General features: G+C 41.3%; 21 protein-coding genes and 4 tRNA genes. 13 read left to right on the forward strand and 12 right to left on the reverse strand.

The genetic code is table 11. The features are described from left to right. Nucleotides 1-75: 75 nt before the first annotated feature. The 7 genes from dmpG to B9T24_RS06860 form a co-directional block, all read right to left on the reverse strand. The gene (dmpG, locus tag B9T24_RS06830; RefSeq protein ID WP_086165091.1) at nt 76-1,095 is read right to left on the reverse strand and encodes a 4-hydroxy-2-oxovalerate aldolase; all 1,020 of its coding nucleotides are present in this window, start codon (nt 1,093-1,095) and stop codon (nt 76-78) included. A gap of 11 nt (nt 1,096-1,106) precedes the next feature. Beyond that, nucleotides 1,107-2,015 (reverse strand): acetaldehyde dehydrogenase (acetylating), encoded by a 909-nt coding sequence (locus tag B9T24_RS06835; RefSeq protein ID WP_086165092.1) that lies wholly within the window; start codon nt 2,013-2,015, stop codon nt 1,107-1,109. Nucleotides 2,016-2,052: 37 nt separating this feature from the next. Beyond that, a complete protein-coding gene (locus B9T24_RS06840; RefSeq protein WP_086165093.1) occupies nt 2,053-2,862 on the reverse strand; it encodes a fumarylacetoacetate hydrolase family protein in 810 nt (269 codons plus the stop codon). A 421-nt stretch (nt 2,863-3,283) separates the two neighbouring features. Next, nucleotides 3,284-3,889 carry a glutathione S-transferase family protein gene (locus B9T24_RS06845; protein WP_086165094.1) on the reverse strand — a complete coding sequence of 202 codons (606 nt, stop codon included), beginning with the start codon at nt 3,887-3,889 and terminating at the stop codon, nt 3,284-3,286. Nucleotides 3,890-3,939: 50 nt separating this feature from the next. Then, nucleotides 3,940-4,653 (reverse strand): helix-turn-helix transcriptional regulator, encoded by a 714-nt coding sequence (locus B9T24_RS06850; protein ID WP_086165095.1) that lies wholly within the window; start codon nt 4,651-4,653, stop codon nt 3,940-3,942. 74 nt (nt 4,654-4,727) lie between these two features. After that, nucleotides 4,728-5,396 carry an HAD-IA family hydrolase gene (locus B9T24_RS06855; protein WP_086165096.1) on the reverse strand — a complete coding sequence of 223 codons (669 nt, stop codon included), beginning with the start codon at nt 5,394-5,396 and terminating at the stop codon, nt 4,728-4,730. A gap of 93 nt (nt 5,397-5,489) precedes the next feature. Continuing rightward, on the reverse strand, nt 5,490-6,425 hold the full coding sequence (locus B9T24_RS06860) for an RluA family pseudouridine synthase (RefSeq protein ID WP_086165097.1): 936 nt from the start codon (nt 6,423-6,425) through the stop codon (nt 5,490-5,492). Nucleotides 6,426-7,183: 758 nt separating this feature from the next. On the opposite strand from B9T24_RS06860, the gene B9T24_RS06870 reads away from it, so the two are divergent. The 6 genes from B9T24_RS06870 (at nt 7,184) to B9T24_RS06895 (ending at nt 13,363) form a co-directional block, all read left to right on the forward strand. Continuing rightward, complete coding sequence (locus tag B9T24_RS06870; RefSeq protein WP_086165098.1) at nt 7,184-10,627, forward strand: Rne/Rng family ribonuclease; 3,444 nt, start codon at nt 7,184-7,186, stop codon at nt 10,625-10,627. Nucleotides 10,628-10,798: 171 nt separating this feature from the next. Then, on the forward strand, nt 10,799-12,640 hold the full coding sequence (locus tag B9T24_RS06875; protein WP_086165099.1) for a long-chain-acyl-CoA synthetase: 1,842 nt from the start codon (nt 10,799-10,801) through the stop codon (nt 12,638-12,640). Nucleotides 12,641-12,826: 186 nt separating this feature from the next. Further along, a tRNA-Lys gene (locus tag B9T24_RS06880) sits at nt 12,827-12,902 on the forward strand. A 22-nt stretch (nt 12,903-12,924) separates the two neighbouring features. Beyond that, nucleotides 12,925-13,000 (forward strand) — tRNA-Lys (locus tag B9T24_RS06885). Between the two features lie 57 nt (nt 13,001-13,057). Then, nucleotides 13,058-13,133, forward strand: a tRNA-Lys gene (locus tag B9T24_RS06890). Between the two features lie 154 nt (nt 13,134-13,287). Beyond that, nucleotides 13,288-13,363 (forward strand) — tRNA-Lys (locus tag B9T24_RS06895). An 82-nt stretch (nt 13,364-13,445) separates the two neighbouring features. Here B9T24_RS06895 and B9T24_RS06900 read toward each other — a convergent pair. Next, on the reverse strand, nt 13,446-14,075 hold the full coding sequence (locus tag B9T24_RS06900; protein WP_086165100.1) for a hypothetical protein: 630 nt from the start codon (nt 14,073-14,075) through the stop codon (nt 13,446-13,448). 313 nt (nt 14,076-14,388) lie between these two features. Between B9T24_RS06900 and B9T24_RS06905 the strand changes: the two genes are divergently transcribed. Continuing rightward, the gene (locus B9T24_RS06905; protein WP_086165101.1) at nt 14,389-14,658 is read left to right on the forward strand and encodes a PspC domain-containing protein; all 270 of its coding nucleotides are present in this window, start codon (nt 14,389-14,391) and stop codon (nt 14,656-14,658) included. 64 nt (nt 14,659-14,722) lie between these two features. On the opposite strand, the gene B9T24_RS06910 is transcribed toward B9T24_RS06905, so the two are convergent. Together B9T24_RS06910 and B9T24_RS06915 are read right to left on the reverse strand one after the other, a co-directional pair. Then, complete coding sequence (locus tag B9T24_RS06910) at nt 14,723-15,826, reverse strand: HPP family protein (RefSeq protein ID WP_086165102.1); 1,104 nt, start codon at nt 15,824-15,826, stop codon at nt 14,723-14,725. A gap of 279 nt (nt 15,827-16,105) precedes the next feature. Beyond that, on the reverse strand, nt 16,106-16,900 hold the full coding sequence (locus B9T24_RS06915) for a transglutaminase-like domain-containing protein (RefSeq protein WP_086165103.1): 795 nt from the start codon (nt 16,898-16,900) through the stop codon (nt 16,106-16,108). Nucleotides 16,901-17,213: 313 nt separating this feature from the next. Between B9T24_RS06915 and glyQ the strand changes: the two genes are divergently transcribed. From glyQ to B9T24_RS06940, 5 genes are all read left to right on the forward strand, one after another. Next, entirely contained in the window at nt 17,214-18,197 is a 984-nt protein-coding gene (glyQ, locus tag B9T24_RS06920; protein ID WP_004649954.1) for a glycine--tRNA ligase subunit alpha, read from the forward strand. Further along, complete coding sequence (gene glyS / locus B9T24_RS06925) at nt 18,197-20,266, forward strand: glycine--tRNA ligase subunit beta (RefSeq protein WP_086165104.1); 2,070 nt, start codon at nt 18,197-18,199, stop codon at nt 20,264-20,266. Before glyQ ends, glyS begins: the two co-directional genes overlap by 1 nt. A 69-nt stretch (nt 20,267-20,335) precedes the next feature. Then, a complete protein-coding gene (locus tag B9T24_RS06930) occupies nt 20,336-21,172 on the forward strand; it encodes an OST-HTH/LOTUS domain-containing protein (protein WP_086165105.1) in 837 nt (278 codons plus the stop codon). A 67-nt stretch (nt 21,173-21,239) separates the two neighbouring features. Continuing rightward, on the forward strand, nt 21,240-21,629 hold the full coding sequence (locus B9T24_RS06935; RefSeq protein ID WP_086165106.1) for a hypothetical protein: 390 nt from the start codon (nt 21,240-21,242) through the stop codon (nt 21,627-21,629). Between the two features lie 207 nt (nt 21,630-21,836). Then, nucleotides 21,837-22,334 carry a hypothetical protein gene (locus tag B9T24_RS06940; RefSeq protein WP_086165107.1) on the forward strand — a complete coding sequence of 166 codons (498 nt, stop codon included), beginning with the start codon at nt 21,837-21,839 and terminating at the stop codon, nt 22,332-22,334. A gap of 49 nt (nt 22,335-22,383) precedes the next feature. Here the strand turns inward: B9T24_RS06940 and B9T24_RS06945 are convergent, their stop codons facing one another. Both B9T24_RS06945 and B9T24_RS06955 read right to left on the reverse strand, forming a co-directional pair. Then, entirely contained in the window at nt 22,384-23,337 is a 954-nt protein-coding gene (locus B9T24_RS06945) for a 2-hydroxyacid dehydrogenase (RefSeq protein ID WP_086165108.1), read from the reverse strand. Nucleotides 23,338-23,801: 464 nt separating this feature from the next. Next, entirely contained in the window at nt 23,802-25,073 is a 1,272-nt protein-coding gene (locus tag B9T24_RS06955) for a hypothetical protein (protein WP_086165109.1), read from the reverse strand. Between the two features lie 122 nt (nt 25,074-25,195). Here B9T24_RS06955 and B9T24_RS06960 point away from each other — a divergent pair, with 122 nt between their 5' ends. Further along, entirely contained in the window at nt 25,196-25,969 is a 774-nt protein-coding gene (locus tag B9T24_RS06960) for a class I SAM-dependent methyltransferase (RefSeq protein ID WP_086165110.1), read from the forward strand. Nucleotides 25,970-25,980 lie beyond the last annotated feature (11 nt).

Consider the following 25,980-nt stretch of genomic DNA (forward strand, 5'->3'; position numbering starts at 1 on the left):
CATCAGCCAATAAAAAGCACCTATGAAAGGTGCTTTTCTAACTGAAAAATCAGTACGACAACGAAACTTAAAATTCTAAGCTTGAAGTGCTTTGGCTTTCGACATGGTCAATGCCAAATCTTCAATCATGTCTTCTTGACCACCCACTGTACCGCGGCGACCCAATTCCATTAAGATTTCACGTGCAGACACACCATATTTGGCTTCAGCACGTTTCGCAAATAACAAAAATGATGAGTAAACGCCTGCATAACCTAAAGTTGCTGCATCACGATCAGCACGAATCGGGTTCAACATCATCGGAATCACAAGATCTTCAGCAACATCTTGAACTTTAAACAAATCAACCCCTGTATCCATCCCCATGCGATTCGCAACGGCAATGAATAACTCCAGTGGTGTATTGCCCGCGCCTGCACCTAAACCAGCAGAAGCCAAGTCAACCCGTATCGCACCCGCTTGAACAGCAGCTACGGTATTGGCAACTCCCATACCTAAGTTATGGTGACCATGGAAGCCCAGTTCAATACTTGAATCAAGACTGTCACGCAAACAAGCGACACGATCCGTTACATCTTGTGGCAGCATATAACCAGCAGAGTCAGTCACATAAATACAGTTCGCACCGTAAGACACCATTTTTTTCGCTTCTGCAAGCAATTGAGCTGGGGTTGCCATGTGAGCCAACATTAAGAAGCCGACTGTATCCATTTCTAACTGACGTGCAGCCGTGATGTGCTGTTCGGAACAGTCTGCTTCCGTACAGTGCGTTGCCACACGGATGGTTGAAACACCTATTTCATGTGCCATTTTCAAATGGTCAACTGTACCAATCCCAGGTAAAAGAAGTGCCGAGACTTTGGCATTCTTCATCCGTGGCACAACCGCAGACAAATATTCCTCATCGGTTGCCGCAGCAAAACCGTAATTCACCGATGAACCACCAAGGCCGTCACCGTGTGTCACTTCAATTAAAGGTACGCCTGCATCATCAAGGGCAGTTGAAATGGCAATCATTTGCTCAACAGTCGTTTGATGGCGCTGTGGATGCATACCATCACGCAAAGTCATATCATGAACAATAATCTTAGACATGTGGTTGCTCCTTATACCGCTTCAGTGGTTGCTTGTTGTGCAATTAAACGCTCTGCAAACATTTCCGCAGTGCGTGCAGCTGCCGCTGTCATAATGTCGAGGTTACCGGCATATTTAGGCAAGTAATCGCCTAAACCTTCAACTTCTAAATACATAGAAACACGGTTTTCATCAAAGACTGGACCATTGACCAGTTTATAACCCGGTACATATTTTTGAACTTCCTTGATCATGGCATGCACGGATGCAGTGATCGCAGCTTGATCGGGTTCACCTTCAACGAGGCAATGAACCGTATCACGCATCATGAGTGGTGGCTCAGCAGGATTGATGATAATGATCGCTTTACCCGCTTTCGCGCCGCCAACTTTCTCAATCGCTCCCGCAGTGGTGCGGGTAAATTCATCAATGTTTTTACGGGTGCCCGGACCTACAGATTTAGTCGATACCGTTGCGATGATTTCACCATAGCTCACAGGCTGAACACGTGAAACGGCAGCCACCATCGGAATGGTGGCTTGACCACCACATGTCACCATATTGACGTTTGGCAATTCACCTTGTTCAAGCAACGCAGCAAGATTTACGGGTGGTACGCAAAATGGACCAACCGCTGCCGGTGTTAAGTCAATCATTTGTACGCCAAGTTCATTGAGTTTTCGGCTGTTTTCAGCATGCACATAGGCAGAGGTTGCATCAAAAGCAATTTGAATATTGTCTGCCAATACATGTGGCAATAAACCATCAACGCCTTCTGCTGTGGTTTTTAGACCCATGCTCGCAGCACGTGCCAAACCCTCAGACGTTGGGTCAATCCCCACCATCCAAACAGGCTCTAACCATTCGCTACGTTGCAGTTTGTAAAGCAAATCTGTGCCGATATTACCCGGACCAATCAATGCACATTTAATCTTTTTCATGAATGTACTCTCTAAAATTCCGATTTATACAAAAACGTTATTCAGCAGCGAAAGCAGCAACAACGGAACCAAAGCCTTCAATCTCAACTTTGAATTCGTCACCTGGGTTTGCAACAACCATTGGGCCAAGTGCACCTGTAAGGATGATGTCACCTGCCAAGAGTGGACGACCACGACGAACCATTTCGTCAGCCAACCACACTGCCGCGTTTAAAGGATTTGCCAAACATGCTTTACCCACACCTTGCGAGACCACTTCGTCACCACGCGTCATCACCATTTTGCAATTCACAAGGTCTAAATTTTCCAGTTTCACTGGACGTGAGCCTAAAACATAAGCCGCAGATGAAGCATTATCTGCAACCGTATCAATCAGGGAAATTTTCCAGTTTTCGATACGACTATCGACCACTTCTACCGCAGGCAATGCATAGTCAGTCGCACTGATAATGTCTGCATACGTGTGTTTTTCTTGGGTTAAATCTTTGTTAATAATCAGGGCGATTTCAGCTTCAACTTTCGGTTGAATGAGCAAACCAGCAGGAATGGCTTCACCATCGCCATAGGCCATATCGGCAAATAACATCCCAAAATCAGGTTGATCTACCCCAAGTTGCGCTTGTACAACTTTTGAAGTCAAACCAATCTTGCGTCCAACCAAACGACGTTCCTCAGCAAGCGCACGTTGGGTATTCACTTCTTGAGCGGCATATGCGATATCGACATCGGCACTTTCCCCCCCCAATTGTGGACGAATAGGTGCAATCGCAACTTTTGACAGTTCAGCTTCTCTAAGCGCTAAAGCAACGGATTCAACACTCGTTTCAACAACAGCAGAATTCGACATCAATGTTTCCTTAAACTGCAAAAATGGACTTATACTGTTTTAGATAAAAAATGATTGAGTAAGATGTAAAACTCGGATCGATTAGATCAATTTCGACAGACGAGCTGTATCTGATCATCTATAAAACGCGTATGTGTATAAACAGTTTAAGCATCGGAAAAATGGCGACTTTACGCCAATACTTATTTTATTTTTTACAATAGTTAGAACCTATAAATCTTTTTTTGTTTTATCAATCAAAATAAACAGCGTAGAAAAATCAAAGCGAAAAATGACTTAATCCCTCAAAATTCAGATTTTATATATTTGAGTGGAAACCATCATCTACGACTAAAAGATAATAAACATGAAGTTTATTTGTATAGGTTTACAACAAAAAAATAAGCCTCTTTAAAAAGAGGCTTATGTAAGTAAAATGATTTTATGCGGCAAATAAAGCAGGATTATTCTTTAAACTTTCACGTTGTTGTATAGCTAAAACATAGCGCTCAATCGCAGGATGGGGCTGTAATAGATTCATTTTTAATTGCCACATAATCATTGCCCCTAAACTGATATCGGCTGCCGTAAACTGTGAACCGCATAAATACGGGCTTGCTTGTTCCAAGCCTTGAATCAATGCCTGATAGGTATCTTGATAATCACCATAGCCCATAAACATTTTTTGTTCAGGTGCAACTTGAATGTTTAAATGTTCATTGTCGGAGGCTGCTGCAAAAGGTCCTGCACCAAAGAACAACCAACGGTAATATAAACCTCTTTTCGGATCATCAAGTGCAGGAGCTAACCCTTTTTCAGAGAATTTATCTGCCAAATACGCACAAATGGCATCTAGCTCATAAATCACCACATCGCCATCGACCAAAACAGGCACTTTGCCAAAAGGGTTGAGTTTTAAAAATTCGGGCGATTTCATTTCTGTGCCATATGCAACTTCTATGCGCTCGACCTCAATCCCCAAATCAAGAATGAGCCAATCCACGACAACACCACGAGATTGCGTATTGGTATATAAAGTTAAAGCCATTGTTCTATCCTTCTGTGTTTATTGTTTTTTTAGCATAGAACTTGGCTGTGTCAGTTTTTGTCAGTAGTGCTTTGTGAAGCTTCTGAATTTGAAAATTCTTTTTGACACCATTGGTGAAATAAATGACGTTTAAATTCGGGGTAGATTTGCTCAGTGAGGGTTAGCGTTTGAATTCGATCTAAACGGAAATTTCTAAAATCTGCACGCAGTTCACACCATGCAGCCAACAGCATTTTGTCGTTAAAATATCCCAATGCAAAAGGCCATAATTGCCGGTGTGAAATCTGTTTCTGCTCATCAACATAATTAATCTGAATTTTAGTTTGTAAACGAATGGCGATCCGAACTTGTTCAACAATGGTTTGATCAACCTCAATCCATGAATGAATGGATTTTAGATAAGTATCATTTAAAAACTCTTGTTTTCTTTGTGGCAAGACTGCTTTAAATTTGCTTAATACCGAATGTGAAGCCTGCTGTAATGCTTGATCAGGAATAGATTTAGCCCATTGTAATGCAAGATACATCGCTTCAATTTCGGATTCATCCAAACTCATGGGAGGAAGGAGAAAGTTTTCTTTCAATTGAAATCCTAAACCTGTACTGCCCTCAATATTGACCCCTTGATCACGTAAACTTTCAATATCTCGATAAACACTTCGCACACTGATTTGCAAATGTTCAGCCAAACATTGTGCAGTAACAGGGTAACGCTGTTCACGCAGATGCTGCAATAAATGAAGTAATCGAATGGAACGACTCATATTATATTTTCTTGTTATTCAAAATTAAATTGAGGTGCATATCCTTATACACCTTGAAAAATGATCAACTTTGCTTAAGCCACATCGGAAGCATTCACTTGCTGATTTAAAAACTGATCTAAACTTGCGACATCATCTGCAATGGTCAAAGGATTAAACGTTTGTAATACAGCTGGCGTATGCACACCATAACTCACCCCTACTCTGGGCATGGCAATATTCTGCGCCATTTCCAAATCATAAGAGGTATCCCCGACCATAATCGCCTGTTCAGCTTTTACTCCTGTGAAAGCTAAAATCTCAGCCAACATCAGCGGATCAGGCTTGGACTTGGTTTCACTTGCCGCACGCGTAATCTCAAACAAATCATGGCTATTGGTCTGATTCAAGACACGATTCAAACCTCTACGGCTTTTACCCGTCGCAACCGCAAGCTGAACACCCTGATTTTTGAGTCCATACAACATTTCAGCAATGCCTGCAAACCAAGCATCGCCTGTTGAATGGGCAACATAATGATCGCCATAACATTTCAAAAGGTCAGTATGTAATTCAGGAACGGTAGGAAATAAAACCTGTGCGACTTCTGGCAAACCTAAACCAATAATACTTTTTGCCGCGTCAGGGGTCAGGGGTTGCTCAAATTGCTGTGCTGCAAACTGTAGGCTTGCCACAATCTGCCCCACTGAATCAAACAAAGTTCCATCCCAATCAAACACAATCAGTTCTACAGGTTTATTCATGAATAACGTCCAATATTTGATTTAGATGCAAAAATATTTTCAAATTTAAATCTCCTCTGTATCCTCCTTTTTTCAAAGGAGGATTAAAGAAGATTATTTAGACTGCGCACGGAGCTGAGCTGCTAAATTCTGCATATCTTCAGGCAAAGGTGCTTCAATGGTTGGATAACCTGGAATTTCTAAACGCAAAGCATGTAAACACAAACGACGTGCCGCAGGGCCTTTATATTCCGTTTCATGACCATATTTATCATCGCCAATTAAAGGATGACCAATACTCAAACCATGCACACGAATTTGATGTGTGCGTCCCGAAAGCGGTGAAGCATAAACCAAGGTGCCATGACGGAAACGCTCTGCGACATTCCACTGCGTTTGACTTGGCTTACCTTCTTTAGATACGCAGACACGACGCTCACCATTGGCCAATTCATAACGGTGTAAAGGCGCATCAATCAGTTGTTTATCCAAACTGACCTGACCTTTGACAATAGCAGCATAGGTTTTTTTAATTTTACGTTCACGCAATAAATCTTGTAGGGTTTTAAGCGTACTGCGTTTTTTACTGATCATCACTAAACCAGACGTATCACGGTCAATACGATGAATCAGCTCTAAATATTTTTTACCTGTGGCTGCGCGCAAACCTTCAATCAGACCATAAGCCACGCCACTTCCCCCATGCACGGCAATGCCTGAAGGTTTATTCACAATCATCAAGCCTTCATCTTCATAAATCACACGGCTGAGTAAGCTCTGTGCAACTTTATCTGACACGGGTGCAGCCGTTTCGTCTTTAGGTTCATAACGAATCGGTGCCACACGAATTTGATCGCCAATTGCCAGTTTGGTTTCAGCTTTAATGCGCTTTTTATTGACCCGAACTTGCCCTTCACGCATCAAGCGATAAATCCGACTTTTAGGCACACCTTTGAGCCTAGAAAATAGAAAATTATCGATACGTTGACCCGATTGATGCTCGTCCACTTCAAACCAAGTGACACTTTGCCATTCTTGCGTAGAATTCATACAGTTACGATGACCCAAAAAAATACTAAAATTGATTAAAAACTGATCACTTAGGCTATGCTTTACACAAGAAATTTAAGCTTAGCCCATAGGCAGATGATGCAAGGTTTGATATAGTCAGCGCACGGATACCACCGTTAGTATGAAAAAATTTAATTACTTCAATATTTTTGAAGCTAAACATTAAATTTCACAACTCATACTAAATACGGAAAGGTCCCTAAAGAATATGCCGACGCCGAAGGCTTATTATATCGGCAAAAAAGCAAACTGTTGCGTTTAATTGTACTTAATGTACATAAATCAGTTTGCCCCAAAAATATGTCGCCAACTTTGAGTTGGTTTTTAAACGTAAACTGATACACATCAAATGAGTCGCAACCTGAAGTCGCATTCAGGCTACAACGTTGATGCATTGGATCTGCACATAAAGCAAAGATACGATGATAATTCCGTATCAAGACGCTCTATCTTAAACGAAGAGATGATCTTCAAGCTACGTGACAGTGAAAGTTACTCACATCCAATGCACCGTTTGTCCGCCAGTGAATCCGTTCAGGTGACTTTAATCGTTGAAAGATTGAAGCCGTATTGCCATCATCAATACGTGAATCAAAAACCGAAGCCGAACAAAAAAGGCCGGTAAAAAAGCTCAGACCACAGGTGTTATTTTGAGATCTGAGTGTTGATCCGTAATATGTGATGTTCGCTACGTGAATAGCGATGTTTTGTTGTGTATCACTATTAGGTGTATACCCATGAAACGTATGTTGATTAATGCAACACATGCCGAAGAGATTCGCGTTGCACTTGTCACGGGTCAGCGTCTTTACGATTTTGATTTAGAAAATCGTACCCGTGAACAAAAAAAATCCAATATCTATAAAGGTCACGTGACTCGCGTCGAGCCTTCATTAGAAGCTGTTTTTGTTGAGTATGGTGCAGGTCGTCAAGGCTTCCTCTCTATGCGTGAAATCGCAAACTCATACTACCAAGCAGATCCACGTCAAACTTCAAATATCCGCGAATTGATCACTGAAGGCACTGAGCTTTTGGTTCAAGTGGAAAAAGAAGAACGTGGCAATAAAGGGGCTGCCCTTTCTACCTTTATTTCACTGGCTGGACGTTATTTGGTACTTATGCCAAACAATCCAAAAGGTGGCGGTATTAGTCGTCAAATTTCGGGTTCAGTTCGTGAAGAATTGAAAGAAATGTTGGCATCACTTAATACACCGCGTGGCATGAGCGTGATTGTTCGTACCGCTGGTATTGGTCGCTCTCAAGAAGAATTACAACTTGATTTACAGCATTTGCTAGACCTTTGGGCACAAATCCAAAGCACTGCAAGTTCTGGCCCATCACCAATGTTGGTGCATCAAGAAGCGGGTGTGGTCACACGCGCGATTCGTGACTATTTACGTGACGATGTTGCTGAAATCTTAATTGACTCTGAACAAGCTTATAACGAAGCGTATAACTTTGTTAAAGCTGTGATGCCACGTCAGTTAGAAAAGTTAAAAACCTATACTTTAAATGAGCCTTTATTTGCTCACTTCGGTATCGAAAGCCAAATTCAGACTGCCTATGAACGTGAAGTTAAACTTCCTTCTGGTGGTTCAATTGTCATCGACCAAACCGAAGCTTTAGTGTCTATCGACATTAACTCTGCGAAATCAACACGTGGTCACGATGTTGAAGACACCGCTTTAAATACCAATTTAGAAGCAGCAGAAGAAATTGCGCGTCAACTACGTTTACGTGATATCGGTGGTTTAGTGGTGATCGATTTTATCGACATGACCAAAGACCGCAATCAGCGTATGGTTGAAGCCAAACTCCGTGAAGCAACCCAAAGCGACCGTGCCCGTATCCAATTCGGTCAATTGTCTCGTTTTGGCTTAATGGAAATGAGTCGTCAACGCCTACGTCCATCGCTTGAAGAAGCAACCGGTTACGTATGCCCACGCTGTCACGGTACTGGCATGGTGCGTGACTTACGTTCTCTTTCGCTTTCGATTATGCGTAAAGTAGAAGAAATTGCGCTGCGTGAACGTCATGGTGAAGTTCAAGTTGAAGTGCCTGTTGAAATTGCAGCATTCTTATTGAATGAAAAACGTCATAGCCTCGTTTACCTAGAACAGACCTCAAATGTACGTGTGACTGTTTTACCACACCCACATTTAGAAACGCCGCATTATGAAATTACGTATAATGCTGAAGGTTTTGCACCAACCAGCTATGAACGTACCGAAGCGACGCGTTCAAGTGAAAAAGAGTTGGGTTACGAATCCTCTGAATGGCATTTAGAAGATGGGCAACAAGCTCAAGCTGCACCACAAGCTCAGCAGCAAGACAAAAACCAGAACAACAAGCAACAACGCCGTCCACAACAAGCTGCTCAAGAAGCACAGCAACAACAGCCAACTCAAGTTGCGCCTGTTGCTCAAGCTTCAGCAAGCCCATGTGCATGGTTAGAAAACTTGTTTGTGCAAAAACAAGCAAAAACTGTTGATCAAGCACGTTCAGCAAACAATGCTGCCGCAGCCATTGAACAAATGGTCAATGGTGGTGCTGTGAGTCGTGGTCAATTTGGTCAAGTGGGTCAAGTTACAACGCCTGCACCTGTTCAAAGCGCACCAGTTGCAACTGCAAACAGCAATGCTTACTTAACGCCAAACACGCCTGTGACCCATAAACAGGAACAGCGTGAAGTTGCCGACAAGTATTCTGATAAAGAAGAAAAAGCGCAACGTCACAATAAAAAGCGCGTGAACAAGCCAAAAGAGCAACGCGAACAAGTTCAGCATGACAATCCACAAAACCAAGTGCATGAAGAAATTGTTCAAGTCTCTCGTCAGGAACAACGCCAAGAACAGCGTCAGGAGCAACGTCAAGATCCGCGTGAAAACAAGCGCCCGACTCGACGTCAACATCCAGAACAACAAAATGCTGAAGTTCAACTCGAGCAAAATGCTGTTCCACGCCGTGACCGCAATAATCAGCAACGTCCAAACCGCCCAAATCGCCACCGCGATCAAAGCGTGTTGAACGAGCAAGCCCCTCAACCAGCGGTTGCTGCTGCTCCTGTCGTAAATGAGCAACAACCAAAAGTCGAAGTGATTGACACACCGCGTCAAGAGGTTATGCCAACAGCATTAGTGGTTAATGTCGATCAAGCGAAAAGCGAAATCATTGCATTAAACTCGGCACCTGTTGTAGTTGAAACGCCTGTTACACCAACGGCACCTGTCGCTGTGGCAGAAACCAAAGCTGCGGTAACAGAAAAACCAGTGGTTGTGAAGGAAGAAAAGCCAGTAACAGCGACTAAACCGCAAGAATCACATAAACCACGTTCTGCTGATCGACGTGCGAGTAACGACCCACGCATGCGTAGTCGCCAAAAACGTGAAAATCAAGCGAAACAACAAGCTCCTGCACCAAAATTGAATCCATCACAGGTTCCAACCTTGAGCCAATATACCGTGGGCAGTTTAATTCGCCATGTATATGGTGAGGATTGTTCAGTGCTGATCGAGCAGTTTGGTTTAATCCCAACCTTCAATCGTGCATTGGTGAAATTCACTGAGCAATATGCTGCGACTATCGTGCATCAGGCAACTGAGGCAGAAACAGCACAACCTGTTACACGTGATGTTGCAGTAACGAAAGCGGCTCCAGAAGCTGAACCAGCACCGGTATTGGACTTAACACCGCCTACGGCTATTTCAGATAAGCGTGTTGCCAATGATCCACGTGAACGTCGTCGTTTAGCAAAACTTGCAGCGGAACAAGCTTTAGAGCAAGCGAAGCAAGCACATAGCGAACCTGAAGCAACCAAAGACGTGGCGACAATCGCACCTGAGGTGGTTGAAACAGCTCCTGTTGAAATCGAGCCTGTGACAGAACAAGTCATAGTAATCGAAGATGTCGCGGTCGTGGATGAACCTAAAGTCGCTGCTGAACCTACGCCAAAAGCTGAGAAACCAGCGCCTGTGGCAAAAGTAATAGAGCCTAAGACTGTTGAAGCAAAGCCTGCACAAGCTGAAACAGCTGTAGAGGTTGCGCAAGATGTACAGGCACTAGCAGAGCCAAAAACGGATACGAACAAAGATGAAACGGAAGATGATGAGGACAAACCCATCCGCCCTCGTCGTCCCCGTGGTCGTCCACCAAAGAAAGTAACGCCTGCAAATGAGTCATAATTCGCTCTAATGCAGCAAAATAAAAAAACCTAGTCATTTCGGTGACTAGGTTTTTTTTGTTATTTTGACCAAATTAGGTTGATTGCTCTAGGACTAAACCACTAAAAAGAAGCTGCAATATAAGCACGAACAAATAGACATACTGGATTATGAAAAATAAATAGGATTCTTATGAACCACAGCACACAAAATGACTTGATTAGCATCACGGATGTCGCAGCAAAGTTACCCAAATTTATCAGTAAAGTTCCCCATTTATTGAGTGGACTGAAACAAGCCTATTTACGCACCCCCAATACACCTGCGGGCTTAGGTATTGCATTTGAAAAAGCAGTCAAGCGTAATCCGCAAGGGAATGCCTTATTATTCGAAGAGCAAAAATTTACCTATCAAGCACTCAATGAATGGGCAAACCAAATTGGGCACTTTTATTTGTCGATTGGCGCACGTAAAGGTGATGTGATTGCCGTCATGGTGGAAAATCGCCCTGAACTGGTGGCGACTGTGATTGCTTTGGCTAAAATTGGGGTCACCGCAGCTCTAGTCAATACTTCACAAAGCAGTAAAGCATTAACGCATAGCATTAATCTGGTCAAACCAATCGCCATTATTATGGGTGAAGAATGTCGTGCCGCAGTGGATGAAATCCGTCAAGACTTGCTCCTTAAAGAAGATCGCTTTCACTGGTTTGCAGATCAGGAAACCTTAGTTAATGCTGGTAAACCCCCAAAAGGCTGGACAAATTTAGCAGAAAAAATTATTCACTTTCCAACATTCAACACCCCCACCACGCAAAGCATTCAAGGTAAAGATGGTCTATTTTACATCTATACCTCGGGTACGACAGGTTTACCCAAAGCCGTCATTTTCACCCATAGTCGTTGGACGTTGGCATACGGCACCTATGGTCATATCTTAGCTTTAACCAGCGATGATGTGATGTACTGTACCCTGCCGCTTTACCATGCAACAGGCATTGTGGTCTGCTGGTGTGGTGTGATTGCAGGCAGTGCAACACTGGCCTTGCGACGCAAATACTCAACCTCTGCTTTTTGGAAAGATGTCAAAAAATTTGATGCCTCTGCCATTGGCTATGTTGGTGAGTTATGCCGTTACCTGATGGATGCACCAAGCTCTGAACTTGAACATGGACACCGCGTCAAGAAAATGATCGGCAATGGCATGCGTCCAAATATCTGGGATAAATTCAAACAACGCTTTGGTGTAGAAGAAATTCTTGAGCTATATGCATCAAGCGAAGGCAATGTGGGTTTCAGCAACATCTTTAATTTTGATAATACTGTCGGCTTTTCCCCAACCCCTTATGCGATTATTGAATTTGATAAAGAAACCAACAGCCCTGTAAAAGATGCCCAAGGCTGGTGTAAAAAAGTCAAAAAAGGTGAAGTCGGCTTACTCGTGGGCAAAATTACCCGCCGTTCGCCATTTGATGGCTATACCGATCCTGAAAAAAATAAATCGGTCATTCTGAAAGATGTCTTTACTCAGGGTGACTCTTTCTTTAACACTGGTGATCTGGTGCGTGATATTGGTTTCCGTCACGCTCAATTTGTTGACCGTTTAGGCGATACCTACCGCTGGAAAGGTGAAAATGTATCGACGACCGAAGTTGAAAATGTCGTCAGTGAATATGAAAAAATTGCTGAAGCCGTGGTTTATGGGGTAGAAATCCCCAATACCAATGGTCGTGCTGGCATGGCAGCCATTACACTGGCAGATCATGCCGAATTTACCGAACACGATTTACAGCACATGGCGACTGAATTTAAAAAATGCTTGCCAGCCTATGCGGTTCCTGTGTTTTTGCGCATTCAAGTCCATGTTGAAACGACAGGCACCTTTAAATACCAAAAAAACACGTTAAAAGAACAAGCCTTTGATCCCAATAAAACAGACGAACGCTTGTTGGTTTTACTGCCAAACGCAACAGGATACTGTGATTTAACTGCTGAAATATTCAACAATATCCAAGCTTATCAATACCGTTTCTAATTCAAAAAGTATATTTTTTGACTAGATTTAGCAAATTTGTTGCATTTATAATCAAACATCAACAAGTTTGCTATTTTTTACTTGCGCTCGTTTCATAACTTGCTACAATACGCCCATCAAAACGAAGTGGTGTTTAGAAAAATTTTCTTGCACTGCTCATTCAAGTTTTACTTGAATGTTGGTTCAGGGTCGTTAGCTCAGCTGGTAGAGCAGCGGACTTTTAATCCGTTGGTCCCGCGTTCGAATCGCGGACGACCCACCACTTATTTTGATCACCTAGAGATGGGTCGTTAGCTCAGCTGGTAGAGCAGCGGACTTTTAATCCGTTGGTCCCGCGTTCGAATCGCGGACGACCCACCATCTTCTAAAAACTTCTGCCATGAAGTTTTTTTAGCTTTTAAAGCACTCTTTCTAAATGGGTCGTTAGCTCAGCTGGTAGAGCAGCGGACTTTTAATCCGTTGGTCCCGCGTTCGAATCGCGGACGACCCACCATTTATTCTTAAGTTTTCTTTCTGTTCTCCTAAGCAGAAGTAAAAACCACAAATATTCCAATTACGACAAATTCTGCCCTTTTCAGTCGCTTTACCCTTCTCAAAATTTTGCTTTATCTTGTACTTTATTTAAAAGCATGTTTTAAATAGGTTCAGGGTTGTTAGCTCAGTGGGTAGAGCAGTAGACTCTTAATCTATTGGTCGAGGGTTCAAGCCCCTCACAACCCACCAAATTTAATCAGAAGCAATGCAAATCAATATTTATGCCATAAAAAATCTCCGCATTCGGAGATTTTTTGTCATCTAAATTTGATCATAGGCTTGGTTTAACTGGTTCTCTTACTAAACGATAGGCTTTTTTAGGAAAAGCATTGCCCTGCGCAAAATATTGTCTATTGCGCTGAGTCTGATTGGAAATTTTCGCTAAATCCATTACCAAGCTTTGATTTGCATCAATGTGATAAAAAAACTCTACCCCATTGCCACGATGCAAAATAATTTGATGCTGCTCTGAATCATAAGACCAATGATCTTGGTGATATTGAACATCCGAAGCAAAGGTTATTTGTCCCAAATGGATAATGCTACGGTGTGCTGTACCATCGGCTAATAAATTCACAATAAAATCGGCTGTCCCCTTTTCACATGCCACAAAGGGGTCATCACAACTAATCACCGTCTGGTAACGTCCCACATAAGGTTCAGCACTTTGAGGAATCGTATGCGGGGTTTCTTCTGTGGCTTTAGTGGCTACAGGTAATGTCGCCTGCCCAGCGACTTCAGTCAGTTTTTTACCTTCAATATTGCTCACTACCAGATCAGTCGCTTCAGTTGCTGGTTGTATTTGTTCAGCGACAGAATCTTCTAATGACTTATTACAGCCGACAAGAGCGGTAAACATTGCAACAAAAACACAGTAACCATAATTAGCATTTCGAAACACGTATCCCTCCTGTCTCAGCACGTCTATTGCTTTATTCTTGGCAAATACTCAATTAATTACAATAGATACTAAAGTCAAGTATCCGTTTTATAGGAAGAAGATAATTGATATTTAATGAATTATTATTAACAACAATCCATCTTTTTTTCAGGTTCATACATTTTATGTGCTCGATTAAAAAGAATAAGTGTCCAGTTACATAACTTAACGATTTTTCTAGCCGATAACCCTTTAAAAATTGATTTACATCACCATTTTATCAGTATGAGTAAATTGTTTTAACTCAGCTATTTTTAATTTTAAGGAGATTTAGATGGCCAATGTTGGCTTGTATCGCTCTAACCGCCAAAATATGATCGCAGGTGTAATGGGCGGTATTGCTGAACGATTTGGTTGGAATGCAAATTTGCTTCGCATTATATTTGTGATTGTTTCTCTAATGAGCGCTGCATTCCCAGGAATTTTAGTTTATTTGGTTTTATGGCTCATTATGCCTAAAAAACAGTTTCAAATAACTCCTGCTCAAGGCTATCAAAATCCCGTTCGTACGGTACATCAAGATTCTAATGATCCATACCGTTAATCATTTTTAGTTTTCGGCTACGACTTTTCCCCAAGAGTCGTAGCTTTTTTTTGCCTGTATTTCGCTATGCATTGATCTGATTCAGCTGTTGATTCAATGCCGCAATCATGTCTGCACGACTAATCATGCCCACTATTTTTTGATCTTCCACCACAGGAATATAATTAAATGAGCGTTCAACAAAATAAGGCACCAAATCCTGTATCGGTTGTTCTGGTTTTACGGTAACCACTTGACGCACCATAATATGTTTCACTTGATGCTCCCATGTCGTTCTCATATCATTTGCACGTTTAAACCATTCCACCACTTCATATAAAGCCAATGTTCCCACCAATTGCTGCTCAGCATTGGACACGGGTAAGCTCATTAAATTCATCTGTTTAAATTTATCCAAAGCCGAATGAATATCCTCCTGCTCATTTAAACTCACGACATGTTTACTCATGATATCCTGACACTTAAACTGGCTCTGCCCTCGTGCATTGGCCTTTTCCTGTGCCGCTAAAATAATTTTCTGTAAATCATATTCACTAATATCTAAAAGTTCAGTTTGTTGATCCAAAGTGGCTTGAATATCTTGCGGTTGAATGGTGACTTTTTGGGTGGGCGTTGGGTCTTTAGAGCGTTGATTAACTTGTGCAATTTGCGGATATTGTTTTCCCAGCATGCGATTAAAGACAATTGCAATCACTAACAATAAAATAGAATTCAATAAAACAGGATAAAAAATAAAGTGATAGCCCAGTTGATGTACCGCATCCCCACCCAATACAGCAGTAATTGCGATTGCACCACTGGGTGGATGCAATGAATCTGTGGTCATCATTAATACAATAGACAACCCAACAGCAACACTAAAAGCTTCCGTTAAATTTGGAATATACATGGCGCAAGTCACGCCAATAATTCCAGCAAGGGTATTACCCACCACCATATTCCACGGTTGTGCCAATGGACTGGCAGGTACGGCAAATAACAAGACCGATGATGCCCCCATAGGCGCGATATACCATGCGTTAATATCACCTAACACCCGCCAACTGATCAGCGATGAGAGTAGTAGCCCTAACAATGCACCTATGCCACACAATAAGCGCTCTTTTAACGGCAGAACTTTAAAATTGGGTTTTAAGATATTGAGCCATCTAAGTTGTGAATGAAACACAGCACGCCTTTGGTTATATTGGAGTTGATTTACGAATTATAGAATGATGCAACAATAAGGTGTATTTATTTTATATTTTTCCATGATCAATAAATTCAGCATGTTTGAAATAAAAAAATACCCTACTCTTTGCAGCAATCAGGACGAGTTTCCTTTGTCATTCATTTTCTGTCGTGTTTTAAACCAGAGAGCAGCGCACAGTGAACCCCATACATTTCTTTTAAAGTCATTGTACTGTGCAACACTTTTCTGCTTTTTTATGCTGACTAATCATCCAGTTTATCTGGTAATGATTGGCTCAATTTTGAGCATCTCGATCTCGCCATAGAAGGTAGAAAATGCAACATCGCCAGCATCTATTCCTGTAGCAATTCGAATTAAATTTTCTACCGGTGCTAATCGGGTTGGATCAAACAACACCCATCCGCCCTCTAAATAGGCTTCAAAAATGGCATGAAAATCGGGTAGAAATTTTTCAATTTCGACATAACCCACCACCATACGTGCTGGAATCCCTAAAGCACGACAGAGTGCAATCCCTAAATGAGCAAAGTCACGACACACTCCAGCCCGATGGATGAGTACATCGGTCGCTGTTGTAAATTGGTTAGAGCTGCCAGAAACATAAAAAATGTTGTTACAAACCCACTGTTCAATGGCTTTAACTCGTGCATACCCTTGTGCCATCCATCCAAATGATCGATTTGCCATATCCACCAAAAGGTCTGAATTACAATATCGGCTGGCCAATAAATAAGGCAGCACTTCATCGGGTAAATTTGGAATCGCAACTTCATTAAGCTTGTGCTGAACATCGGCATTGATCACAGGATGACGTTCAACCGTAGCACTATAGTTCACTTCAAAAGCGTCACAAGCTTCAATATGCAATCTGATATAACGGTTTTGCTGGCTTGAGTCGTGAAATTCACGCCATATCACAGGCGGAGAAAAGCTAAGGTGTTCTGTAAGGATTGTTTGATCGGGATGATCAGCAACTTGAATCAGAAAAACAAATTCTGTAGCTTGGACAATCTTGTATGTTAAATGGCACTGAATTTTACAAGTTGTCATGACCGTCCTTATTTTTTAAGCAGTATTTCACTGTATGCAGATTAAACCAATTTCATGTAAATAAATGAATAAGATTGCTTTATCTTTATCACAATTTTAGGTCAATCATGACATCCATCTGATTTATTCTTGCTTTTCAATTCAGCATAAAGCACTTACTAAAACAGAAAATCGTACGACTGAAATAGAGACCTGATCTATTTTAGCGGGATTTTGATTTTTTCAAAAAAGTATCGACGCATTAACCCTTTGCCACTCTTCCTGAAACTCCTTATAATTGAGCACAATTTTCTCTAATTTTAAGTGGATGACCATGAGTCGCGCCATATCGCATATTGATACCTTCCAAGGCTTAATTCTTGCCTTACAAAACTACTGGGCTGAACAAGGTTGTGTCATTTTACAACCTTACGATATGGAAATGGGCGCAGGCACATTCCACACTGCAACCTTTCTTCGAGCACTTGGCCCTGAAACATGGAACGCTGCATACGTTCAGCCGTCACGCCGTCCGAAAGATGGTCGTTATGGTGAAAACCCGAACCGTTTGCAGCACTACTACCAATTCCAAGTGGTATTGAAGCCAAACCCAGACAACATCCAACAGCTTTACCTTGACTCTTTAAAAGCCATTGGTATTGATACCCTCGTTCACGACATTCGCTTTGTTGAAGACAACTGGGAATCACCAACGCTCGGTGCTTGGGGCTTAGGTTGGGAAGTTTGGCTCAACGGTATGGAAGTGACCCAGTTCACTTACTTCCAGCAAGTCGGTGGTGTTGAATGCTACCCTGTTACGGGTGAAATCACTTATGGTCTTGAGCGTTTGGCAATGTACTTGCAAGGTGTAGACTCAGTTTACGATTTGGTTTGGACAAAAGGTCAATTCGGTACAGTAACTTATGGTGATGTGTTCCATCAAAATGAAGTTGAACAATCAACTTATAACTTTGAATATGCCAACGTCGAAAAAATGTTTGAACTATTCGACTTCTATGAAGCTGAAGCGACGCGCTTGATTGAAGCTGAACTTCCACTGCCTGCCTATGAACAAGTGATTAAAGCATCGCATAGCTTTAACTTGCTTGATGCACGTGGTGCAATTTCAGTGACTGAACGTCAACGCTATATTTTACGTGTACGTACTTTGGCGCGTTCAATTGCACAAAGTTATGTGGCGGCACGTGCCAAGCTTGGCTTCCCAATGGCAGAACCTGAATTACGTGATGAAGTTTTGGCGCAGTTAAAAGCACAAGTTGAAGCAGAAGCGAAAGAAGCAAACAAGGAGAGCAAATAATGTCTAAACATACCGTTTTGTTCGAATTGGGCTGTGAAGAACTTCCACCTAAAAGCTTAAAGAAATTACGTGATGCACTGCATGCTGAAACGGTAAAAGGCTTAAAAGATGCAGGTCTTGCTTTCGATACTATCGAAGCTTATGCAGCGCCGCGTCGTTTGGCTTTAAAAATTGTGAATGTCGATGCTGCACAAGCTGATACACAAAAACGCTTTGACGGCCCTGCAAAACAAGCGGCTTTTGATGCTGAAGGCAAACCAAGCAAAGCATTAGAAGGCTTTATGCGTGGTCAAGGCATCACTGCGGACCAAGTCACCACGTTCCAAGCGGGTAAAGTTGAAAAAGTTTGCTATTTAAAAGATGTCAAAGGTCAAAGCCTTGAGGTTTTACTGCCACAAATTTTACAAGCAGCTTTGGACAATCTTCCAATTGCAAAACGTATGCGTTCAGCAGCGAGCCGTACCGAATTTGTCCGTCCTGTAAAATGGGTGGTGTTGCTCAAAGACAACGATGTCATTGAAGCCACTATTCAAGACCATAAAGCAGGTAATGTGACTTATGGTCATCGTTTCCATGCCCCTGAAGCGATCACTTTGACTCATGCAGATGAATATCTTGCCAAGTTAAAAGCGGCTTATGTGGTTGCTGACTTTGCAGAACGCCAAGCCATCATTGACCAACAAGTCAAAGCGTTGGCGGATGAAGTCAATGCGATTGCGATTGTACCAAGCGACCTGCGTGATGAAGTAACTGCATTGGTGGAATGGCCTGTTGCGCTGCGTGCAAGCTTTGAAGAGCGTTTCCTTGCTGTACCGCAAGAAGCTTTGATTACCACGATGCAAGACAACCAAAAGTACTTCTGTTTGGTGAATAGCGATAACAAGCTACAGCCTTATTTCATTACTGTTTCAAATATTGAGTCTAAAGATCCGATTCAAATTATTGAAGGAAATGAGAAAGTGGTTCGTCCACGTTTGTCCGATGCAGAGTTCTTCTTCCTACAAGACCAAAAGCAACCACTTGCATCTCGTAAAGAAAAACTTGCGAACATGGTATTCCAAGCACAGTTGGGTACGCTTTGGAACAAGTCTGAACGTATTGCCAAATTGGCTGTCGCATTATCGGCAATTACAGGTGCAAATCCTGCCGATGCTGAAAAAGCAGCGCTACTTGCAAAATGTGACTTAACCTCTGAATTGGTGGGTGAATTCCCAGAACTTCAAGGCATTGCGGGTACTTATTACGCACGTATTGAAGGCGAAAATGACGAAGTTGCTGAAGCTTTAGGCGAGCAATATTTACCTAAGTTTGCTGGTGATGTTTTACCGCAAACCAAAACTGGTACAACCATTGCCCTTGCAGATCGTTTAGACACGCTCACAGGTATTTTCGGTATTGGTCAAGCACCTACAGGCTCAAAAGACCCGTTTGCACTACGTCGTTCTGCGATTGGTATTTTACGTTTGGTGACTGAGAACAATCTTGATGTGTCGATTGAAGATCTCATCAAGTTGGCATTAAACGCTTATGGCGATGTTGTAGCGGATCATGCGAAGACTTTAGCGGATGCTGTTACATTCCTTGAAGGTCGTTACCGTGCCAAGTATGAAGACCAAGGCGTTGCAGTTGATGTGATTCAAGCAGTTCAAGCGTTGTCGCCAAAATCACCTTTAGATTTTGACAAGCGTGTGACTGCGGTAAATCACTTCCGTGCCTTGCCTGAAGCTGCTGCACTGGCTGCTGCAAATAAGCGTGTTGCTAACATTCTTGCCAAAGAAGCTGAACCAACTGGCGCTGTGGTTGAAGCAAACTTAGTTGAAGAGGCGGAAAAAGCATTATTCGCTGTACTTGCTAAAATTACGCCTGAAGTTGAACCATTATTTGCTGCCAAAGATTACACCACTGCATTGTCTAAGCTTGCTGCTTTACGTGCGCCTGTGGATGCATTCTTTGAAGGCGTCATGGTCATGGCAGATGATGCAGAATTGAAAGCCAACCGTTTACGTTTATTGGCTCAATTGCGTAGCTTGTTTACCAGTGTGGCGGATATTTCGGTGTTGCAGCACTAAAGTTTTAAATAATTGTAATTTAAGAAAAACCCCGCTATAAATTAGTGGGGTTTTTTATTTAAAGTCACTATGCAAAATATCGAAGAATTAAGAGATAAAATTTTTTTACTACTAGGCAAGCATCTAATTCGCTTTCAGACTGTAGAAATGAGATTAAAATCTTTATTAAAGCTTAATCGTACCATTATTTCTAAAAATGATTCATCCCCACTAATTATAGAGCCTTCAGTTAAAAATCAAACTTTAGGTGGATTGACTACAAAAGCCTTAAATTCAATTTTTGTAAGTGGAACGGAAGAAGAAAAGAAAATCATAGATGAAACGATAAAGACGCTTCGTATTGATATGAACGTATCATTTAATTTATGTGAACATCGTCACCAAGAACTTAATTTTCAATTACAAGAATTTGTAGCGGATCGTAATTTTCTAGCACATCAATTTCAAGAAAAATTCAATTTATCAAAACTGGATGAATGCCAACAGGCAATCAATTACTTATTAGAATTGGAAAAAAAGCACAAACCATTTTTAGATCAATTTGAGCAGTATTGTGTAAGCGCACAAAAAGGAGTCGATACTCAAATCTCCTACTTAAAATCTAACTTATTTAAAACTCATTTCATTTTTCCTGCAGAGGAAATTTACAAGGAAATTCAAGTATTAATAGACGATAATAATAAAAATAAGGGTTGGATTTCACTTACAACTATAGGTGTATCAATTAGTAAGAAATTCCCTGATGCTAATAAAAAAATCAAAACAGAATATGGCTTCAAAAATCTTAACGACTTAATACTTAATAGCGGACTTTTCTTACTTAAAATTGAACCAACTTCAAAGGGTGAAAAAATATTGATTCAGTTAAATCATGGTGAAACTACATTCGAAATTATTGAAAACTAGTTTTTATAGCGAATTTAAATTGAATTCCATATACTCAAACTAACAATACTCAACAAGAAAGAATATTATGAAACTTAAAACTCTTATTTTGACTGGTCTTGCTAGCGTTGCCCTTACTGCATGTACATCTGCACCCAAAATCCCACAACTTGAAACTGGTGTCCTACAAGAAGTAAAAAACTTAGACGTTTACCCAGATACCACCAATAACAAAGCCAAATTGACTAAATTCAGTGACAAATGCGTGATTGAATTTACTGGAAACCTCGAAGCAGGCAAAGCCGTAGAACAATGGTCATTTAAAAGTTTAACCCTTATTTCAGGTGGTTCTGCCAGCTTTGCAAAAGATGGTACAAGTACCGCAACCAATTTCGACCTACACGATGCAACGGTACAAAAGAACTTCCTTACACTACGCAACTACTTTGCCAAAGAAGCACTCGCACAATGTGAATAATCGGTTTTTGATATGGTACTAAAAGCCCTCTTTTTTATAGAAATGGGGGGCTTTTTTTATTCCGCCATTCACACTGTAGGAGTAAATGTATAAGCATGTTGTAAGGCTGTATCAATTTCAGCATATTTTTGTTTAACCGCTTCATTCGCGACTACAATAAATTCAGAATGTAGATAATTGCGACAATGAAAAGGAATAAATACCGATATGAAACTGATGAAAACAGCGCTATTGAGCAGTGTAATTTTAACCTCCACTTGCCTTTTTATCCAAACCACATCGGCAGCAGAAACAGCGCCAGTCACCAAAACAACACCAACTTATGGCGACAATCCCAATATTTTTGAAGTGTTGGGACATAAGGCGCAACAAGCTGCACAAAATACGGCGGATAAAGTCGATCATGCAGCGCAAAAAGGCATCGCCAAAGTCAAACCTAAAGTTGACAATGCATGGGAGGAAAGCAAAGCACTAGCAACGGAAACATCTGTGCTTGCAAAAGAAAAATCTCAGCAAGCCGCAGCAACCGTCAATAAAAAAATAAATAAAACCAAGGATGGCATCATCGGCAGTCCAAATACACAGCCTGCACCCATTGTTTCACACCCTTTAAGCCAGTCATCTAGCAATCTTGAGCCTGTGCCTGCTCCAACACCGACAACAGAAGCACCACAGACCCCAAGCAAAGGCAGCATAAATTTATAATACATACCCTCTTTCTTTTATTTTGAGAGAGTCGTACGCAGAGCGTCGGTTAATTCACTTGTCGAATGGGCTGACCTGCTTTAAAAGCCGCAACATTGTCCACCATCTGCTGCACAATACGCTGACGTGCATCCACACTGCCCCATGCACTATGCGGAGTAACAATTAAGTTGGGAAAATGGGAATCTAACAAGACATTGCCCTCTTTCGGGGGTTCAACCGTCAACACGTCAGTCGCTGCACCTGCAATTTTGCCTTGAACTAAGGCATCTGCAAGCGCCTGTTCATTGACAATTCCACCACGTGCACAGTTAATTAAAAATGCACTCGGTTTCATTGCATCAAAGGCCTTGGCATCAATCAAATCACGGGTATTTTCTGTTAATGGACAATGCAGACTAAGGAAATCAACTTGTGCTAATAATTCAGTAAAAGGAATACGACTGCTATCGCTGGGACGGTTTGGCAAAGATCCCACTAAAACTTTCATACCAAAGGCTTCGGCTAATTTGGCCACCGCTTGCCCCAATTCACCATAGCCCAAAATTCCTAAAGTTTTACCTTCCAATTCAACAATGGGGAAATCTAACAAACAAAAAATGGGTGATTTATTCCATTGCCCTTGCTGCACCGCACGATCATATTGAAGCAATGAGGTGGCTAAAGCCAACATTAAAGTTAAGGTATGCTGAGCCACAGCAGAAGTGCCATAGCCCTGACAATTACACACCACAATGCCCTGCGCACGTGCTTGAACTAGGTCAATATTATTGGTGCCTGTTGCTGAAATTAAAATCAGTTTCAAATTCGGACATTGCTGAAGGGTTGCTGCATCGACTATCACTTTATTGCTAATGATGACATCCGCATGTTGCACACGCTCTAACAACTGCGCTTGGCTGGTACTTGGATATAAACTTAACGCGTCAAAACTGGCCTCTAGTGCGCTCAAGTCTAAATCATGTTGATCCAGTGATTCATAATCTAAAAATACGGCTTTCATTAAGCATTCCTTGGCTAATTTTAACAGAAATCTACAAATTCATTTTAGAGATTCAAAGCCAACTTTGTGATATTTTTCAACTCAATTTAAGCACTTGTTATGAATAAACCCACTATTTAGTGGGTTTATTCATATGGACTTGGATAGACTTGCGTATTTGGCTAAACACATACATTGCTAAGGCTAAAACCAAAAGCAATCCGCTGCCCATAATGATATAGGTGCTATCTGGAATCTGGGCAAATGCATAGGAAGGTAGCAATAGAGCGAGTATGGCTAAAAGCACAGTCGGTATAAAATCATGTTTCATCCTTAAGCACCCTTTATTGTTTATTCTTCGATATTTAGCAAATTGAACTTGCCTTATATTTTCTATCTTAGACCGATTAAAATATAAAGCAAGTGGTCAAAAATCAGACTAAAGTCGAGTTTATTTTAAACAACAATAAGCTACTCAATCGTGCTTAAGGATGGATCGGTTGAGTCACAAATTGAGCTGTTTCAGGCGTGTCTTCAATAAACTCATGACTGCCATATTCATTATTATTTAAGTTTAAATGCTTATAACTGAGCACATAAAAATCACTATATTTTTTCATTACAATGGGGTGCATGCCTGCTGTTAAAGGCTCATGTTCTTTAAATAATTTCATGATGTGGCGATCATTCATCGCCACCACGTAGCGTTCATCATTTAAAGTAATTTGTACCAAAGCACTACCCTTGGCAAAAATTGGAATCAAAAATTTATGATTTAAAGCAATCGCACTGGCGGCATAGCTTTCAATTTTTTGGCTAATCACATTAAACACCAAGCCATGACCAAAAGAGTCGAGTAACTGGCTGCGGTTTTCCTGCGGTAAATTGACCTGTATACCGAGTTTCATTAAATCTTGCTGACTAACTTGCTTATTACTCAACAATTCTCTTAATAACTGTTGTTTCAACTTTGCGTCAAAAAACTGGTTATCGAGCTGTAAGTCATTGTTAATTAAAATCGAACCCAAAGCATTTTTATGACGTGGCAGTAAATTTTCAATCACTTTACGGTAATAAAACTTACTGTTCTTTTTGACCTGACGGATCTTTTTATAAAAATAGGGTGCATCAAAATCATGCAACAAAAAGTCATGTAATAATTCTGAACTGGCGAGTACCGCAATGGCATCATGCCCAGTAAAAGGTAAATTCAAGGTATGAATGTGCGGTAACACTTGTTCGAGCTTTATATATTGCGCACGATCTTCTGGACAATACGGATCATAAACCACAATGTATTCACGCTCAGCAGAAACATCTTGCGGCTGAATTTGCATGTTGGCATTCAGTTCTGCGTGAAAGAACATGTTATAACGCGGGTCTTCAACATCATCAGGATTTATTGAATACTGTGGCACGAGGGCAACCACACGTTTTAAATCGAGCAAATTAGAATATTTAATCGCGGCATAACCACCCATTGAACCGCCATAACCAATACGGGTTTTAAATGGGGCAATTAGCTCTTGAATTTCGGCAAACATCTGACGCATTGAGCTTTCAGGAAACCACGATTTCTGCTTCGGCATAATGCCAATGACATTAAAATCATGTTTAGAAAGTGACTTTTCAGCATTAATCGACAATCCTTTGGCACGCGTAATTAAGTCGCCAAAAGAGAAAATCAATTCATCTGATGAGCCTCTTAAAAAAATGACCCGAATTTGTTCGTCTTCAAAAATAATGTGTTTATCCATTTCCACACCGAAGCAAATCGGCCCTTGTTTTTAGAGTCAATAAAACAAATAGACAGTGTGCCTATTTACCAAAAGCCAATATGTTATTTTATAGATGCTCAGAAGATTAAAAAGCGCAAAATATGACACAATCACTACATCCAGCCGCTCAAAAAGGCTTCAGTTCAGCAGCAGAACTCTATCAACAAGTTCGCCCCAGTTATCCACCAGAGATCGTACATTGGCTGCAAGATCAGCTCCAACTTGACGAAAAATCACAGCTGATTGATCTCGGTTCGGGTACTGGCAAATTCTTACCTTACTTACAACAGATCACAAAACACATTACCGCAATTGAACCAATTCAGGAAATGTTGGCACAATTACAAAGTACCTATCCAGACGTTAAAACGCTGCAAGCATCGAGCGACCAGCTGCCCTTAAGCAGACATAGCCTTGATGCTGTCATCTGTGCGCAATCGTTTCACTGGTTTGCCAATCTTGAAACATTACAGCAAATTCATCACGTGCTCAAACCCAACGGACATTTGGCTCTGATTTGGAATCAACGTGATATTCAGGTCGATTGGGTCAAAGCCCTCGCGGATGTGATTGCACCTTTTGAGGGTAACACACCTCGTTATCATAGTGGTCAATGGAAAAAGGTCTTTGAGCAGCAAACCTTGTTTCAACTGAATCATGTACAGACCTTTCAACAAGTACATAAGGGTACTGTGGAAAATGTCGTGTCTAAACGCTTACTTTCCACCAGTTTTATTGCAGCAATGCCAGAACACGAACAGCAACAGTTAAAAGCCCAATTTGAACAGATTGTTTTCAAGTACACTGGAAAACAGCCTCAAGATGAAATTGCTTTTCCCTATTTAACCTATGCTTATGACTTTAAAAAAAACTGATTCGCAATAAA

The organism is Acinetobacter sp. ANC 4654, assembly GCF_002135425.1.
GTDB lineage: Bacteria > Pseudomonadota > Gammaproteobacteria > Pseudomonadales > Moraxellaceae > Acinetobacter > Acinetobacter kyonggiensis.